The sequence below is a fragment of the Terrimonas sp. genome (assembly GCF_003075435.1).
Taxonomy (GTDB): Bacteria; Bacteroidota; Bacteroidia; order Chitinophagales; family Chitinophagaceae; genus Agriterribacter.
The window spans coordinates 14706-32306 of the sequence record NZ_QCZJ01000032.1 but is presented as its reverse complement, the minus strand read 5'-3'; the positions used below and the strand labels follow the sequence as shown (position 1 = coordinate 32306).

Genomic DNA, 17601 nt, shown 5'->3' with positions numbered 1-17601 from the left:
AATACTATTATACATTATATGCTGATATAACAAAAAACACAAGAATAAGGAATGTCATTACTATGGATGTCATAAAGCCCAGGAACAGGTATTTAATAAATGTTTTAAAACGTCCCTGCTCATAAAAATTCCGCATGGCTTTATAGGTATAGTACATGATATATATGACTAATGCCGCTTTAATGAGATAGAAAATCCACCATCCTGCGTTATCGCCTATTGCATCGAACATATAATACAGCAGCAGCAAAATAAAAGTTGCGCAATAGGTATGTATGGCAAATATGCCATGGTCGGCATAATAAAATTTTGTACGCCTTACGTAAAGTAATTTTAGCAGGAATGCAAAAATGGGGAGTGATACGAAGAGCAATGTAGGAAATGAATGCTTGAATTTCTCTTTCAATGTTTCAAAAGCTTTTCCTCCGTCTTTGCTTTGTTGCTCATGCCAGTGTAACAGCTTCAGTATAAGAGAGCGCTTAATAGAGCCATCCTGTTTTTCGGGGGGAAGTTCTTTTTGTACGGCGAGATATGTGGCTTCATCTTTATAAAATTCAAAGTCAAGAACATCCGTGCTGACGTTCCGGTTTCTTTTTACAGTAGGGGTATCACTTTTAGCTGCGGTATCTTTTTTACCTATTGTGTTTTTTGCGCTTATGGTATCTTTTTTGAGTGAAACAGGTTGTTTGTACCTGTAGCCGGTATCCGTGTTATGTTCAGGAGAATCAATAGCACCGCTTTTCTCTTTATCAATCTCTTTTTGCACTTCCCGGGTCACAGAATCAATCGTTCCCTTTATCTCCGGTATTTTTTTACGGATGAACACAGGAAGATCTTCCGCTTGTTTATCTTTTGCACCTTCGCTGCTTTCCATTTTGCTGATGCTGTCAGTTAATGTTGCAATTTCTATGTCATATTTATGCATTGCTTTGGTAACTGCAGCTCTTATAAGGCTGTCTTTAGTGCCCTCCTGCATTTCTTTTAAATTCTTAAGCTCGTTCTGTTTAAGGATTAATGCCTCTTTTAATCCTTCAATGCCTTCTTTTTCAGGCTCGCTATGCGGGCTGATGAATGAGAAAAATATAAGAAAGAAAAAGGCTGAGGTAAAAACATACATTCGTATCGGGTGCAGGTATGTCATTCGCTTTCCTCTTACATATTCAGCAGTAAGAAACCCCGGCCGTAGCAGCAGGTATTTTACAGTATTGAAAAACTTGCCATCAAAATGGGTGATATCATAAAAAAAATGAGTGATAAGATGCCATACTGATTCTTTGGGCTCTATATTTTCCTGTCCGCAAACATGGCAAAACCTGCCAATCACTTCTGCATTACAGTTTAAGCAGTTTTTTTCCTTTCTTTCCTTAAAGTGCGACACGCTGTAAATTTTATTAAAAATAATACTTTTGCTTTCTATGAAGCATCCTCAGTATTCTATTATGAAAAAACTTATCCTCATTTGTTTAACCTTTTTGTTTGCCCGGTTCTCCTTTTCGCAATATTATTACCGGGATATAATACTTACCGGTCAGAACGCTGCTGTGCAACAAGCTTATAAAAAGAATAAAGTGCGGCAGGTTTCCCTGCTCAGTTTTGAAGCAGATGGTATACCATCTGAAGATTTCAGCTGTAATATAAAACCGAACAGTGGGTATACACAGATCAGGACCGTAACAAGATCTGGGGTAGCCGGTAACTCATCCCTTACTGCTTTCTATAATTTCAAGGCACAGTTATATAAGTCTGTTGACAGCACTAATGAAGTGCTTACCGTTTATGAATATAGTTTTGATTCAACAGGTAAACTATCAGCCGCAGTTAATACCGTAACCGGGCTTATGGATAAGAGAAAGCAAACAGAAAAACATGTATGGTTCTACAATGCGCAGGGCCTGCCGGAATATATGCTATACATAAAAAATAATACAGACACCACCACTGTAAAATTCTTAACGGATGAAAAAGGGAATATTCTTGAAGAAGAAAGCTGGTGGAGAAATGTTTCAAAAGGCAAGACGTACTATTATTATGATTCGCTTAACCGCTTAACCGACATAGTAAGATATAATGAGAGATTACAAAAGCTTGTACCGGATTATATTTTTGAGTATGATGAAAACAACCGGCTGGTACAAATGATTAATATGCAACAGGATGCCAGTAATTATATTATCTGGAAATACCTTTACAATGAGCAAGGCTTACGAACGGAAGAGCGCGGTTATAACAAGCAAAAAAAGCTGGTTGGACGAATTGAATACCAATATACCTTATGATAAGGACATTCCTGGCAACGAATGCAACATGGAATGCATGCCTGTGGCGGATAATTACGAAATGTATCCTCGGTAATCAATATCATCCGTGTATTCCGTATGCTATTCTATGAAAAAGAAATTGTTGTAACCCTGATTCCATCATGCGATACAGGGCGATGGAATCAGCGGCAATAAAACTGCAATCGTTATTTATTTAATTCTTCCAAAGCTTTTTTAACTATAGGATCTTTAACATTATTTACTTCGTAAAATCCTTCATTGCGCCATTGCTGCCTTGCAAACAAGCTTTTTAAACGCTGGCGCAAAAACGATTTATCAGACGGAGAGAGCTCGTTAAGTGGAATGCTATCCTTTTTGGCAAAATCAGTAAGGGCATTCCATACTTTATCGTCTACATCAAAGCCCTTTTCAAACGATGCAGGATCTGTAAATAATTTAAACTGGCTGATATTGTCAACATAATAGTTGTATACAAAATTACCGATTGTGTTTTTGGTATATAACCTTGCAATTTTATCGGTAATACCTGCGGTATCAATGGCAACAAAAACATCAGGCGTTATTCCACCGCCGCCATATACCTTTTTACCATCCGGCGTTTGGTATGCCTGACCTTTATCATTCCTGTTGCTGTCTGCATTCATCAACCCGCCTTTGTGGTAACGATCCAGTAATTCATCATTATAATTTTCCAGCCCCTGGTCATAAGGTTTCTGAATAGATCTTCCCAGCGGCGTATAATATCTCGCAATAGTTAACCTCAGCGCTGACCCATCGGTTAAATTATATTGTTCCTGTACCAATCCTTTGCCGAAGCTGCGGCGCCCAACTACCTCTGCTCTGTCCCAATCCTGCAACGCGCCGGTTAATACTTCGCTGGCTGATGCAGAACCTTCATCAATAAGCACCACTAACTTCCCTTTTTCAAAAATACCTTCCCTTTTCGCCCTGAATTCCTGCTTGTTTACATGGTCGCCCTGGGTGTATACAATAAGCTTGTTGTCATCTAAAAACTCATCAGCAATTTCCACGGCTTCCTGCAAAATGCCTCCTCCGTTGCCCCGCAAATCAAGGATCATTTTTTGTACGTCCTGCTCTTTTAGCTTTTGCATGGCTTCCATAAATTCTTCGTATGTAGTTTCAGAAAATTTGTTCAAACGGATATATCCTGTAGAAGGAGCGATCATATAAGCGGCATCAAGAGAAAACAATGGAATAATACCTCTTGTAATGCTGTATTCTTTTTTCTCATTGGCGCGGAGTACAATTACTTTGATTTTAGAGCCTCGTAACCCTCTCAATAACTGGCGCACCATATCGCCATCTATTTTTTTACCAACCACCGCAGAGTCACCTATTTTCAAAAATTTATCTCCTACCTGTAAGCCAGCCTGTTCCGAGGGCCCTCCTTTCAATACGCTTAATACATTGATGGTATCATTAAAAATATTGAATTCAATACCAATACCTTCAAACTTACCCGCCAGGTCTTCATTTACCTGCTGCAGGTCTTCTGCCGGAATAAATATGGAATGCGGGTCAAGATGGGTGAGCATTTCCTGTATTGCCGCATCTGCCAGGGTGTCTGTTTTTATAGGATCTACATAGCGGTTGGAGATAAGATCCAGTACTTCCTGCACAGTACCCTTTTTTTCAGTTGAAAAGAATTTCGCGCCAACCGGCATCTTTTCCCTCATTTTATAGCCGAAAAACATGCCTAAGATCATCACCAGGGAGAAAATCAGGGGTAACCACAATCTGAACCTGTTATTACTCATTCGTCTGCGTTTGTATATTATCTTTGAGAGCACGAATTTCATAAAATAAGTTCAAATTAATAATGCCGGTTATAAAATTGATAGCAGATAGCGGAGCAACAAAGGCGGAATGGTGCCTGATTAATGGCAAAACGAAGAAAAGTATTTTTACACAGGGCATCAGTCCCTATTTTCTTAATACTGAACAGATAAGTACTATACTACGCAATGAATTAGCGCCTTTTACGGGGAAAGCCGAAATAGCCGAAATTTATTATTATGGCACAGGTTGTATTAATACTGCTAATGCCAATATTGTTAAAAAAGCACTGAAAAGCGTTTTTAAAGCTGCCGTTAAAATTGAAGTAACACACGATGTAATGGCTGCTGCAAGAGGATTATATGGAGATGATAAGGGCGTAGCCTGTATTTTGGGAACTGGTTCAAGCGCCTGTTATTACAATGGCAAAAAAATAACTAATAATAAACCCGGGCTGGGTTATGTGCTGGGGGATGAAGGAAGCGGCGCCTGTCTCGGAAAAAAAGTGCTTCAATATTACCTGTACGGAACTTTTGATGAAGAACTGCAGGGGCGGTTTGACCTTAAGTTTAATATTAATAAGGATATTATACTTGATAATGTTTACAAAAAGCCGATGGCAAACCGCTATCTTGCATCGTTTGCTCCGTTTTTGTCAGAAAACCGCGGACATTATATGGTTGAGAATATTATTGAAGATGCCCTGAACGATTTTTTCTTTCAGCATATCTGCAAGTTTCGCGAAAGCTGGACGCAACCTGTTAGTTTTGTAGGCGGTATATCCTATTATTTTAAAGATGTTTTACAGGATCTTTGTAATGCATATGAATTTACCATGGGAAGGGTACTGAAGAATCCTATGGAAGGATTATCCGAATATCATAAATAACCAAATTCTGCTGATTAAATACCATGAATGATTTTATCAAGATAACTGAACAGTCTTCTCCTTATCGTCACCTGGAGAAAATGCCTGTTGCCGAAATTTTAGCTAACATCAATAAAGAAGATAAAACAGTGCCGGATGCTATCGAGCGTGCTATCCCTCAAATAGAAAGGCTGGTTAATGCGGCAGTTGATAAGATGCTTGCGGGCGGCAGGTTGTTTTATATCGGCGCCGGTACAAGCGGGCGGCTTGCTATAGTAGACGCCAGCGAATGCCCGCCTACTTACGGTGTACCGCCTGAACTGGTGGTAGGTATTATTGCCGGCGGTAAAAAAGCTATGACCCAGCCTGTTGAATTTGCGGAAGACAGTTTAACACAGGGATGGGATGACCTGTCTGGACATCATATAAATGATAAAGATGTGGTGATAGGCATTGCTGCCAGCGGTACTACACCTTATGTGATTGCTGCCTTAAAAAAATGCAGGGAACAGGGCATTATTACCGGTTGCATTACCAATAATCCTGGTTCGCCTTTAACTGAAGCGGCAGATTATCCTATAGAAGTAGCTGTAGGTCCTGAGTTTATAACAGGCAGTACAAGAATGAAAAGCGGAACTTCCCAAAAACTGGTGTTGAATATGATCTCCACTTCTATAATGATACAATTGGGAAGGGTGGAGGATAACAGGATGGTGAATATGCTGCTGAGCAATACCAAGCTGGTTGACCGCGGCACTAAAATGCTGATGGAGCGCTCAGGCATTACGGATTATGAAAAAGCCAAAGTGCTTTTGCTGAAATACGGAAGTGTAAAAAAAGCTATAGAAGCAGAGAAAGTGTAGGTGACATAAAGGAAACCTGGGTTTTGGTGTTATAATCTAATTTAAAAGTATGTCCTACACAATGGACGCAGCGGAACAAAGTTCGCAAGGGAAAAAGTGTCGCTCCACAGCGAGCTTTGCGATAAAAAAGCTTAATGCCCTTAATGCCTTAATGTTTATTAAAGCACAATGCTCAGAATTTAGAGAACATCTCCATAAACTCCTGGCGCTTGCTTCTTGATATACTGATAGATGCATCATTGTCCATAATGATATATCCACCATCGCTTCTTACAAATTTTTTGATGTGATTAAGGTTAATGAGAAAAGAGCTATGCACCCTGAAAAAATCAGGGCCGCTGAGCGCTTCATCAATTTCTTTAAGCACTTTTGAAACAATGATCTTTTTGCCATCTGCCAGCACAACCGAAGTATAATTACTTTCTGCTTCGCAGTATATAATATCTCTTGTGGCAATAAAAATCAAACCATCGCCTGAAGAAAGCGCAATGCGTGGCGGTGTTTGTTTTTGAGGCTGTTGTATATTTTGCAATAAAAGCTGAAACTGTTCCTTGGTGGGGATGCTCTTTTTTTCTTCAATACGTTTAACGGTAGCCTGCAGATCATCCGGGTCAACAGGTTTTAACAGGTAGTTCAATGCACTGTAATGGAAAGCTTTTATGGCAAACTGATCATATGCCGTACAGAAAACAATATCGAATGCAATTTTGTCTAACTGCTCCAGCATATCAAAGCCATTCATCTTTGGCATTTCAATATCAAGAAAAACCACTTCAGGATGGTATTTGTTGATGGCTTCAATTCCTGCTTCCGCGGAATTGCACATGTCAAGTATTTTAACCTGCGGGCAATACGTTTTCAATAACCACTCCATCATTTCAAGAGCGTTCTTTTCATCATCAATTATTATACACGTAATCATAATATCATTTTTAATAGGCATCAACGGGAATTTTTAATATTACCTTGGTACCGGTAGCTTCACCCGATCTGTCTTTCAGGTCAAGCACTTCCACTGTGGCATCCAGTAATGTTTGCCTGTTTAACAAAGAAAGCCTGTCTTCTGTTAATTTCATTCCCAGCGATCTTTTGGTTGAGGTTGATTTGCTTTTAAGCTCCTTTGCTTTTTCGCGGCCTACACCATCGTCTTCAATAGTACATTGCAGAATGTTCTGAATTTTCCTGCTGAAAGTAATGTAAAGATGACCGGCGGTCTCCTTATGCAATAAACCATGCCAGATAGCATTTTCAACAAAAGGCTGAATGATCAGTGGCGGTACATATATATGATCCTGTTGAACATCTTTATCAACGGAAATGGAATACGTAAACTGCTTTTCAAACCTGATGCTTTCCATTTCTATATAAAGCCGAAGAGCTTCTAATTCACTGGCCAGCGAAACGGATTTATTGTTTGAATTATCCAGTATCAGTCTTATCAGCTTGGCAAAACGGGTAAGATATAATGAAGCTGTGGCCTGGTCACTCTTTACGATATACCTGTTGATAGAATTAAGACAATTAAAAATAAAATGCGGGTTCATTTGCGCACGCAGGGCCTGCATTTCAATTTCTGCCATTTTTTGCTGGGTATCACGCAAAACGCGTTCTGCTTCCTGCTTTTGTCCTTCAATTCTTGATCTTACTATTTTGCTTGCACAAAGAGAGGCTATTGTTGTAAGAATAAATAAATGCCGCTGTGTAAAAAACCTTTTTTTCGAATGCTCACAGTCAATAACTCCCAATACCTGTTCCCCGGCTTTGATAGGAATAGCTATTTCGGAATAGCGCATCGCATCATCCACTATATATCTTGGATCAATAGAGGTATCATTTACAATTTCTGGTTTGCCTGTTAAGGCTACATTGCCTGTAATGCCTTTGCCTATAGGGATTTCAATAGGGTTGGTTATTACATAATTTTTTGGGCTCTTAGGTCCGAATGCAGCTTTTTGTACCAATACCTGCCTGTCTTCATCTACCAGGTAAATAACACAATCTTCAAAGGATAGCTGGCTGATACAATTTCTTGCAACATCCCACAAAATATCATCTACAGACTGTCCGGCATGAATGCTTGAGGAAAAATGATTAATGGATTGTTCTGCCTCCAGTTCCTCCTGTTTTTCCCGGATTTTTATGCGATGATTGCGCATGATCAGCAGCACAATGCCGATAATTGATACACCGCATAAAGAAAGAAACCACCATGTTAACCAAAACGGAGGTAGTATTTCAAAAGAAATTTTTGCTTTGGCGTCTTTCCAGTCTACCTGGTTTAAGCTGCCCTGTATTTTGAATGTATAATGACCTGGCGACAATGAAGTAAACCTGATCAGGTTACCTGCTCCTGCATCTTTCCATTCTTTATCAACACCTTCAAGTTTGTAACGGTATTTTACCTTTTCCGGGTTATTAAAATAAGCTGCACCAAATTCAACATCAATAGATTGTTCATCATATTTGACCGGTGCTATACTGTCAAATGAAATAGGCGAATATGCTTTATTGCCTATCCTTATTTTTCTAACATAAATATCATAGGGCTCCGGCGTTACGGAAAAACTTTCAGGATGCCAGTAATTGAGCCCATTGGTTCCGCCGAAATAAATTCTGCCATCACTGTCCTTATACCATGCGCTGCCATTAAAAGTGTAGCCCTGTATATTGTCTGAATAGTCATATTTGCGGAATGTAGACTTAACAGGGTTAAAGCGTACAATACCTTTGTCTGATGCTCCCCAGATAACGCCATTGTTGTCAAGATAGGTTATTGCCAATGGCATTCCATCAAAAACATCGGTCATTTTTGTTATTGATACTGTTCCGGTGTGCTCATCATGTTTAGCCGTAAATAAACCTCCGTTGCACGAAAACATAAAACGGTTATCGCGTAATAGCAGTCCACTACTAACAGGTAAAAAACCGGCTGGAAAATTTACTGTATTCAATTTTTTAAATGTAGAATCCATATAGTATAAGCCGGTAGCGGAGCCTATCCAGGTTATACCATCCGAGCCATTAGCAGTAACAGTTTTAAACTCCGGAACATAATCAATCGGTATAACCGAATGTATTTCGTATGTTTTTGCTTTTAGTATATAAAATGCACTGCGGGCCGAGATTAAAAAATCTCCGTTGTTCATTTTTATAATGTCGCTGATAAAGTCTTTTTCTGCTCTTTGTTTTACAGCATCGGTTGTATAGCGGGGATGTGTATAGGTTTCTGTTGTCGGATCAAACAACCATACTCCGGTACTGGTTGGACCAAGTATCAGGTATTTGCCATCATATTGCAAACCTCTTATGGATTCGTGATTCAGTGTTTTTTTGCCATCTCCGGTGGGAGAAAATACCTTCCAGTTGCCACTTGTTTTACCAAAACGTGCAAAGCCATACCCGGTTGCTGTCCAGATATTGCCGTCCTTATCTTCAATAATTCTTCTTATATCATCAATACCTGCAGAAATTTCATCATCCATTTGCTTAATCTTCACAAAGCCGATTGGCTCATCACGCACAGCGAATTTTGCAACGCCTTCGTTAGTTGCCATCCATGCATTCCCTTCTGTTGTATCATAATAAATATAGGTGGCATATTCATTTGTTGCCACCCGCATGCCATCAAGAAAAAAGTTTCTTTTTAGAAAAACCTTGCTTGAAGCGTCATATTCAATAAGTCCCACCGAGGACGCTAATAAAAACCGGGAAGGTGCGATAGATACTGTATTTCTTAAATTAAAAGAGGTTTTTGCCTTTTGGTCAAAGTAAGCTGTAGTTATTTTTTGGGTATTGAAATCATACCAGCGCACAACATCCCCTCTTGTATTGATCAGGAGGCTATCCCTGGAAATAGGATAAATACCGTATGTTTCAATAGCAGGCAGGCTGTCAACTTCTTTTGTTTGAATATTGTACCTGAATAAATATTTGTCATTATGAACAAACAGCAGGTTCTGATACATCTCGCTGGCATTGGGGGTGAACCTCCGCAATAAAAAAGGATGATCTTTGATCTGCTCAAACTGATTTAGCGATTGATTGTAGGAGAAGCATCCGTTATTGGTCAGTAATACAATTTCACCACCCGGAAATTCCATTATATACCCGGATAACAGATCCTGGTTATTTGTTTTAACATGGATTTTTTCAAACGTATTTTTCTTCTCTGAAAAAAGAAAAGGGCCGCTGTCAGCGCATACCCATATCCTGTTATTTTTATCGCAATAAAAAGTTTGAAGCGCGTTGGTAGGGTCATAAGTTTGGATCAGCTGTCCGTCAAAGCATTGCACTTTATTGGCGTATAAAATCCACAAAAGACCTTTTTTGTCTTTTACCAACTGCGAAATACCGCCTGGAAGTATTCCTGAAGTATGGTCAAATATCTGCAAATGATAGTCACTCAATTGTGCAGCGGCAGAATGCATTATCCCGCTGAACACAATCGCAAAGAAGTATTGTGCGATATGGATTTTTTTAAGCAATGATGCAATTTATTAAAAGTGTGATCCTTACTTTACGATGGTTGAGTAATTGTTCTAAAAATTGAGTATTTGACTAACCAGTTATAAACCTTTTTTTTGCTTTCTTTTACTGAGAAACTGTTCAAACGCTGTTAACTCAAAGCTGCTCAGGTTGTTCTGCTTTGTTAGTCCTGCTTTTTGTGCCGCCAGCACACCATAGCGGGTATCAATAAACCCGGCTATATCATGTGCGTCCGGGTCAATGGAAATAAGCGCTCCTTTTTCAACTGCATGGTCAATCCATATCCAGTCCATATCAAGGCGGCGGGGATGCGCATTTAATTCTATTACTACATCATTCTCCACGCATAATTCAATAATCTTTTCATGATCCACCGGATAGCCCTCCCGGCTTAATAGCAGCCTTCCTGTTAAATGCCCTAAAATTGTAGTGTAAGGATTCCGGATAGCGGCACTAAGCCGCATCATTGCTTTCTCTTCAGGCATTTTGAGGTTGGAGTGAACAGAAGCAATCACTAAATCGAATGTAGATAATATATCGTCGCTGTAATCAAGATTGCCATCATTAAGAATATCAGCTTCAATGCTTTTGAATATTTTAAACGGTTTTAATTTTTCATTGAGCTCATCAATATACCGGTGTTGTTCTTTTATTCTGTCTTCCTTTAGTCCGTTGGCATAAAACGCTGATTTACTATGATCGCTGATCACCAGGTATTCCAACCCCTGGTCTATACAGGCTTTAGCCATTTCTTCAATGGTATTCACTCCATCGCTCCAGTTGCTGTGGCTATGAATGATTCCCTTTATGTCGTTTGGCTGAATAAGTTCAGGCAGTTGATTGCCAATCGCTTTAGCGATAATTGTTTCTTTTTCGCGCAGGCAGGGTAGTATATATGGTACGGATGCAGCTTTAAATAGCTGGTCTTCTTCTGTAAATGTGGCAACTGCAGGGAATTTTTTCTCCCATTCATTTAAGAATGCTGCTGAAGATGTGGTATGAAACAAAATGCTGCCAAAATTATCCTGCCGGGCTGCATAAAAACGAAGACTTGTATTTTCAGGCGATTTGAAAATAATATCCGTAGTATTTTTTTCTGCAAGCGTAAATGAATGTTCGGTTAAATATTTTTCTAATACAGCAAGATCGGCATCAGTAACCCATTCCAAAACATCAATGGTTGGCGTTTGCCTGCGGAAAGCTCCGGTGAGCTCAAAGCGGTTTTTTGAAAAATGTTTTTGAAGTTGCTGCTGAAGCGTGAGCGCATAAGGCTCTATTTCCGCAAAAAGATAGCTGCCCTTGCTGCGCAGGTAAAATTCAATATAGCTTTTTACGTTCTGCTGTGTTTTTTCGCCAAAGCCTTTATATAGCAACAACCTGTTTTCGTTACAGGCATATAATAATTCCCCGATAGACTCTATGCCCATTTCTTTCCAAACCACGGCTATCTTTTTGGGTCCCAGCCCTTTTATATTCAGCATTTCTATAACACCGGGCGGTGTTTTTTGTATATAATCTTCAAGCGCCAGCAGTTTGCCGGTATTAATAATTTCCAGAATTTTTTTGCCGGTGGCGTCACCAATTCCTTTTATAGAAAATATTTGTTCCGGCGGCAAAGATTGCAGCGGCGTGGGCAGTTTATCAATATTAAAAGCGGCTATTGAATACGATTTTGATTTAAAGCTGTTTTCACCGTGGATATCCATCAGTTTTGACAGCAGGGAAAAAAACTCGGCAACCTGGTAATTGTCCATAATAAATAATGAAGTTCAGTTGCTAAGATAGGCTGAATATTATTGTGGCAGAAAACTATGCCCGCTCTGAAGAATAAGGCAATTCATACCCGGGGCTATATTAAGGAAAAGTAAAATGAGTTAGTCATCAGGAATTCCGGATAAAGTTGAATTGCCCTGCCCTTCAGGGCAGAGCAAAAAAAAGTCCCTGAAAGGGACTTTATATTTTTTGCTCTATTAAAAATCAGCGTTAGCTTATTTTTTCTTAGCAGCTTTCTTAGCAGCTTTTTTAGGAGCAGCTTTTTTTGCAGCTTTCTTAGGAGCAGCTTTTTTTGCAGCTTTTTTAGGAGCAGCTTTTTTTGCAGCTTTCTTTGCAGTTGCCATGTTTTTAGAATTTAATGGTTAGATAATAAATGGATTAACGCAATAAAATTAAAAACATTTTTCTAACTACAAAATTTTTTTTTATATGGAAGCCTCTACTGCTGTTACAGATACAAAAGTTTTGGCGTTCTTTCCTTTTCTGAATTCAACAACACCATCACTTAATGCGAACAAAGTATAGTCTCTTCCAACACCAACATTCTTACCAGGATGGTAAGAAGTACCACGCTGACGAACAATAATGTTTCCGGCTACTGCTGGCTGACCACCAAAGATTTTAACGCCAAGACGTTTGCTTTGCGAATCGCGGCCATTCTTTACACTACCTTCACCTTTTTTATGTGCCATGTTTAAAAGATTTAAAATTCAATAATGCTGTAAGCAAAAACTTATGCAATATCAGTTACTTTGATTTGAGTATATAAAGTACGGTGACCATGTTTCTTGCGGAAACCTTTTCTTCTTTTCATTTTAAAAGCGATCACTTTATCACCCTGAACTTCTTTTACGATTTCAGCTTTTACTTTAACTTTTACATCAGCGCCTACGGAAATAGCGTCTCCGCTGTTAGCCAGCAATACATCACTGAACTCTACAGTATCTCCCGCTTTACCTGAAAGGTGCGGAACGTACAGGTTTTGTCCCTGCTGAACTTTAAATTGCTGACCGGCGATTTTAACTACTGCGAACATGAGTCAAATTTTAAGGAGTGCAAAGGTAGGGTTAATTTTGTTTATGTCAAATAAATAGCAGAAAAAAACTTACAAGCTTTAACGTGCCTCTTTACCTGTGTAAAGCTATCTTTGCAACCTCAACTATTCTTGCATAAATAAATGAAGATCAAATCTCTTCTGGCAAAGCCATTTGCCGGTTATATATACAAACAGATTAAAAAATCCATGCATACGGCCCTGGAAGACCAGGAGCGTATTCTGAAGGAACTGCTGAAAACCGGGCGAAAAACCCAATTCGGAAAGGACCATGGGTTCAATAATATTAATACGTATGCCGAGTTCAGCCAGGCTGTGCCGCTGCGGGATTATGAGGCTTTTAAGCCTTATATAGAGCTGATCAAGCAGGGCAAACATAATATATTGTGGAAGGGTGTTCCGATATATTTTGCCAAAACCTCCGGCACCACCAGCGGAACCAAGTATATACCTATTACCAAAGATTCGGTAGATAACCATTTTGATACGGCGAGGAATGCCTTTTTCTGTTATATGACAGAAACCGGCAATTACTCCTGCGCTGATGGAAAAATGATTTTTTTGAGTGGCAGCCCCGAACTGGAAAGGGTAGGAGGGATACCAACCGGGAGATTAAGCGGTATTTCCAATCACCTGATACCAAGGTACCTGCGCACCAACCAGTTGCCCAGTTACGAAACCAATTGTATTGAAGACTGGGAAACCAAGCTGGAAAAAATAGTGGATGAAACCATTGATCAGAACATGACAGTGATCAGCGGTATTCCGCCATGGGTGCAAATGTATTTTGACCGGCTGGAGCAACGAAGTGGCAAAAAAATAAAGGAGTTATTCCCTAATTTCAGCGTATTGGTGCAGGGTGGTGTAAATTTTGACCCTTATAAAGCAAAATTGTTTGAGAGCATTGGTCAAAAGATTGATACCATTGAAACATACCCGGCATCCGAAGGCTTTTTTGCTTTCCAGGATTCTCAAAAGCACGAGGGCCTATTACTGAATACCGATTTTGGAATTTTTTTCGAATTTATGCCTGTACAGGAAATCGGCAAACCTGATCCAAAACGTTTAACTTTAAAAGATGTAAAGGTTGGAGAAAATTATGCGCTTATAATTAACAGCAATGCCGGCTTGTGGGGGTATAATATTGGAGATACTATAAAATTTGTATCATTAGATCCGTACAGGATTATAGTAACCGGTCGCATTAAGCATTATATTTCAGCTTTTGGTGAGCATGTAATTGGCGAAGAAGTGGAATATAGCCTGATGAAGGCTGCGGAAAAAGGCGGCGTAAAAATTACTGAATTTACTGTAGCGCCAATGGTAGAGCAGGGCAGGGGCAGAAGCTACCACGAGTGGTTCGTAGAATTTGAAGACCGCCCGGCAAACCTGGATGAATTTACGGCAGAGGTTGATCTTAATCTCCGGCAAAAGAATATTTACTACGATGATTTAATTGCAGGCAATATTCTTCAAACATTAAAAATAAGACCTGTTAGAAAAAACGGGTTTATAGATTATATGAAAAGCGTTGGAAAGCTTGGCGGACAAAATAAAGTGCCCAGGCTGAGTAACGACAGGAAAATTGCGGATGAGCTTTCAAAATACGTTCAGGAGGTATAAAAGGAATGAAAAAACGAATAGGCATATTTGGCTCAACCGGTTCAATCGGTACACAGGCACTGGAAGTAATTGCTGAAAATCCGGATAGGTTTGAAGTGGAAATTCTTACGGCATATTCCAATGAAAACCTGCTGATACAACAGGCAAAAAAATTTAATCCCAATGCTGTTGTAATAGTAAATGAAGCAAAATATCCCGTGGTAAAAGAGGCTTTGGCCGGAACTGATGTAAAAGTTTTTGCCGGCGAAAAAGCATTGGAAGAAGTAGCAACCTTTGATACTTATGATATGATGCTGGCGGCAATTGTGGGTTTTGCCGGACTGAAATCTACATTAAAGGCTGTTGAAGCAGGTAAGGTAATTGCATTAGCCAATAAAGAAACCCTGGTGGTTGCAGGTGATATTGTAATGCAGAAAGCCGTTGAAAAGCGTGTGCCTATCATACCTGTTGATTCCGAGCATTCGGCTATTTTTCAATGCCTTGTTGGTGAAACAAGAAATAAGATTGAAAAAGTTATTCTCACCGCTTCCGGCGGTCCGTTTTTAGGAAAGAAGCCTAATTTTTTGGTGAATGTAAAAAAGGAACATGCATTGCAGCACCCTAATTGGAATATGGGAGCTAAAATTTCTGTTGATTCCGCAACATTAATGAACAAGGGACTGGAAATGATTGAGGCAAAATGGCTGTTTAATCTTAATCCTGACCAGATACAGGTGGTTGTTCATCCACAAAGCATTATTCACTCTATGGTGCAGTTTGAGGATGGAAGCATTAAAGCGCAGATGGGATTGCCGGATATGAAGCTGCCTATACAGTATGCATTGGCTTTTCCGCAGCGTATACCCAATAAGTTTCCGCGGTATGATCTTTCAAGGGCTGCTTCATTGCATTTTGAACAGCCGGATATAAAAACATTCCGCAACCTGGCGCTTGCCGTAGAAGCATTGAAAAGAGGAGGTAATATGCCCTGCATAATGAATGCCGCCAATGAAATTGCAGTATATGGATTTTTAAGAAACCGTATCGGTTTTCTTGATATGACTGAACTGGTAGAAAGAGCTATGGACAAGATCAAACACATTGCTCAACCCACGCTCGAAGAATATTTTGAGAGCGATGCGGAGGCCCGTAATTTTGCGGCTTCACTAATCAACCTCTAAAACGCATATTTATACTATTTAACACAATTAATCATCGATTTTTACTTTTATTTACAACCTCGACCTGTAACAGCAGGTCTATTTAAATTAATATGACATTATTAGCAATCAATTGGGCACAGGTGGGCTTACAGGCAGTACAATTACTATTAGCACTGTCTATATTGGTAATTGTTCACGAATTCGGGCATTATATTACTGCAAAATGGTTTAAATGCAGGGTTGAAAAATTCTATCTTTTCTTCGATCCCTGGTTTTCTTTGTTTAAAAAGAAAATAGGTGAAACTGTATACGGTATTGGCTGGTTGCCATTGGGCGGCTATGTAAAAATATCAGGTATGGTTGATGAAAGCATGGACAAAGAACAAATGAAACAACCACCAAAACCCTGGGAGTTCAGAAGCAAACCGGCATGGCAAAGGCTGATCATTATGGTGGGTGGTGTAACCATGAATGTGTTGCTGGCTTTTCTAATCTACAGTATGATCCTTTTTACATGGGGCGAAAAGAAAGTGCCGGTCAGTTCTATGAAATACGGGCTTGCTTTTTCTGATAGTCTGATGTTTGAGCTTGGATTCAAAAACGGGGATAAGATACTTGCTGTTGGAGATAGAACCATTGATGATTATACTGATATTGTTCCTCAATTAATACTGGGTGGAACAGTGAAAGTTGAAAGAGACGGGAAAATGGAAGCAATAACATTGCCCGTAGATCTTATAGGCCAATTGGTTGAAAAGCGCAGGAGCCGTATAACCCTGCTTGAGCCGCGCATACCTGTTGTAGCAAAAATTGTGGCTGATACAGGTAATGCGTTTAAAGCCGGATTAAAACCAGGTGATAAAATACTTTCTGTTAATAATACCCCGGCACAATTCTTTGATCAATTCTCCTCAATGTTAGGCGATAATAAAGGAAAAAATATTGAAGTGGGTGTTTTGAGAGGAAATGATACTGTTAGATTCCAGGCGCCGGTAAATGATAACGGGCAACTTGGTTTTGTTTTGGCAGGCTCCATCACTGATCTTGATAGCCTGGGAGTACTGAAACTGAACGTAATTAATTACGGATTTTTTGAGTCATTTCCTGCAGGTGTAAAATTTGCCGGCAAAAAACTGAAATACTATATTGATCAGTTTAAATTAATCTTATCTCCTAAAACCGGTGCATATAAAGGTGTGGGAGGATTTAAAGCAATGGGCTCTGTTTTCCCTAATACAGGTTGGGATTGGGAAGGATTCTGGAATATCACGGCCTTCTTTTCATTAGCGTTGGCATTTATGAACCTGCTGCCAATACCTGCATTAGATGGAGGACATGTATTGTTTACTTTGGTTGAAATGATCTCCGGCAGAAAGCCCAGCGATAAATTTTTAGAGTATGCGCAAATTGTAGGTATGGTTATTTTATTCAGCCTGCTTATTTACGCCAATTTTAATGATTGGTTCGGTTGGGGCAGAACCAGGTAAGCGTTAGGTCAATCAGATGATATTGGTATAGAAACGTGAGTAGTGAGTTAAAGCTTTAACGATCTTGCGTTTCTCTTCTCTCTTTTTTAGTTCGGTATCCGGAATAGAACACTGAGTATATGGGTTGCATGGAATTTAAAGGATCATATTCTGTGAAAATCAGTTTTATCCGCGTCTTGGTGTGGCATCCTTTACTTTTTTGTTCAGCGAAAAAATAAAATGCGACCATA

General features: G+C 39.5%; 14 protein-coding genes. 6 read left to right on the top strand and 8 right to left on the bottom strand.

The features are described 5' to 3' along the window. Positions 1 to 7 precede the first annotated feature (7 nt). Positions 8 to 1378: a DUF3667 domain-containing protein gene (locus DC498_RS22685; protein WP_165813937.1), complete on the bottom strand. Its 1371-nt coding sequence runs from the start codon at positions 1376 to 1378 to the stop codon at positions 8 to 10. 61 nt (positions 1379 to 1439) lie between these two features. On the opposite strand from DC498_RS22685, the gene DC498_RS22680 reads away from it, so the two are divergent. After that, positions 1440 to 2276, top strand: a complete 837-nt coding sequence (locus tag DC498_RS22680) for a hypothetical protein (protein WP_116876441.1) — start codon at positions 1440 to 1442, stop codon at positions 2274 to 2276. A gap of 188 nt (positions 2277 to 2464) precedes the next feature. Here DC498_RS22680 and DC498_RS22675 read toward each other — a convergent pair whose 3' ends face one another. Next, complete coding sequence (locus tag DC498_RS22675; RefSeq protein ID WP_116876440.1) at positions 2465 to 4057, bottom strand: S41 family peptidase; 1593 nt, start codon at positions 4055 to 4057, stop codon at positions 2465 to 2467. Positions 4058 to 4119: 62 nt separating this feature from the next. Between DC498_RS22675 and DC498_RS22670 the strand changes: the two genes are divergently transcribed. After that, positions 4120 to 4965, top strand: coding sequence for an N-acetylglucosamine kinase (locus tag DC498_RS22670; protein WP_116876439.1), 846 nt, complete (start codon positions 4120 to 4122; stop codon positions 4963 to 4965). 23 nt (positions 4966 to 4988) lie between these two features. Then, positions 4989 to 5807 carry an N-acetylmuramic acid 6-phosphate etherase gene (murQ, locus tag DC498_RS22665; RefSeq protein ID WP_116876438.1) on the top strand — a complete coding sequence of 273 codons (819 nt, stop codon included), beginning with the start codon at positions 4989 to 4991 and terminating at the stop codon, positions 5805 to 5807. A gap of 172 nt (positions 5808 to 5979) precedes the next feature. Here murQ and DC498_RS22660 read toward each other — a convergent pair whose 3' ends face one another. The 6 genes from DC498_RS22660 to rplU form a co-directional block, all read right to left on the bottom strand. After that, entirely contained in the window at positions 5980 to 6729 is a 750-nt protein-coding gene (locus DC498_RS22660; protein WP_116876459.1) for a LytR/AlgR family response regulator transcription factor, read from the bottom strand. A gap of 10 nt (positions 6730 to 6739) precedes the next feature. Further along, positions 6740 to 10291 (bottom strand): histidine kinase, encoded by a 3552-nt coding sequence (locus DC498_RS22655; protein WP_133176952.1) that lies wholly within the window; start codon positions 10289 to 10291, stop codon positions 6740 to 6742. An 81-nt stretch (positions 10292 to 10372) separates the two neighbouring features. Beyond that, complete coding sequence (locus DC498_RS22650; protein WP_116876436.1) at positions 10373 to 12046, bottom strand: DNA polymerase/3'-5' exonuclease PolX; 1674 nt, start codon at positions 12044 to 12046, stop codon at positions 10373 to 10375. 234 nt (positions 12047 to 12280) lie between these two features. Continuing rightward, positions 12281 to 12409, bottom strand: a complete 129-nt coding sequence (locus DC498_RS26670; RefSeq protein WP_255415860.1) for a hypothetical protein — start codon at positions 12407 to 12409, stop codon at positions 12281 to 12283. An 81-nt stretch (positions 12410 to 12490) separates the two neighbouring features. Further along, positions 12491 to 12757, bottom strand: a complete 267-nt coding sequence (gene rpmA, locus DC498_RS22645) for a 50S ribosomal protein L27 (protein WP_116876435.1) — start codon at positions 12755 to 12757, stop codon at positions 12491 to 12493. A gap of 41 nt (positions 12758 to 12798) precedes the next feature. Beyond that, positions 12799 to 13101: a 50S ribosomal protein L21 gene (rplU, locus tag DC498_RS22640; protein ID WP_116876434.1), complete on the bottom strand. Its 303-nt coding sequence runs from the start codon at positions 13099 to 13101 to the stop codon at positions 12799 to 12801. Positions 13102 to 13242: 141 nt separating this feature from the next. On the opposite strand from rplU, the gene DC498_RS22635 reads away from it, so the two are divergent. The 3 genes from DC498_RS22635 to rseP all read left to right on the top strand — a co-directional run bounded on the left by DC498_RS22635 (position 13243) and on the right by rseP (position 17371). Further along, complete coding sequence (locus DC498_RS22635; RefSeq protein WP_116876433.1) at positions 13243 to 14742, top strand: GH3 auxin-responsive promoter family protein; 1500 nt, start codon at positions 13243 to 13245, stop codon at positions 14740 to 14742. A 5-nt stretch (positions 14743 to 14747) separates the two neighbouring features. Beyond that, positions 14748 to 15902, top strand: coding sequence for a 1-deoxy-D-xylulose-5-phosphate reductoisomerase (locus DC498_RS22630; RefSeq protein ID WP_116876432.1), 1155 nt, complete (start codon positions 14748 to 14750; stop codon positions 15900 to 15902). A 92-nt stretch (positions 15903 to 15994) separates the two neighbouring features. Then, positions 15995 to 17371 carry an RIP metalloprotease RseP gene (rseP, locus tag DC498_RS22625; protein ID WP_116876431.1) on the top strand — a complete coding sequence of 459 codons (1377 nt, stop codon included), beginning with the start codon at positions 15995 to 15997 and terminating at the stop codon, positions 17369 to 17371. Positions 17372 to 17601 lie beyond the last annotated feature (230 nt).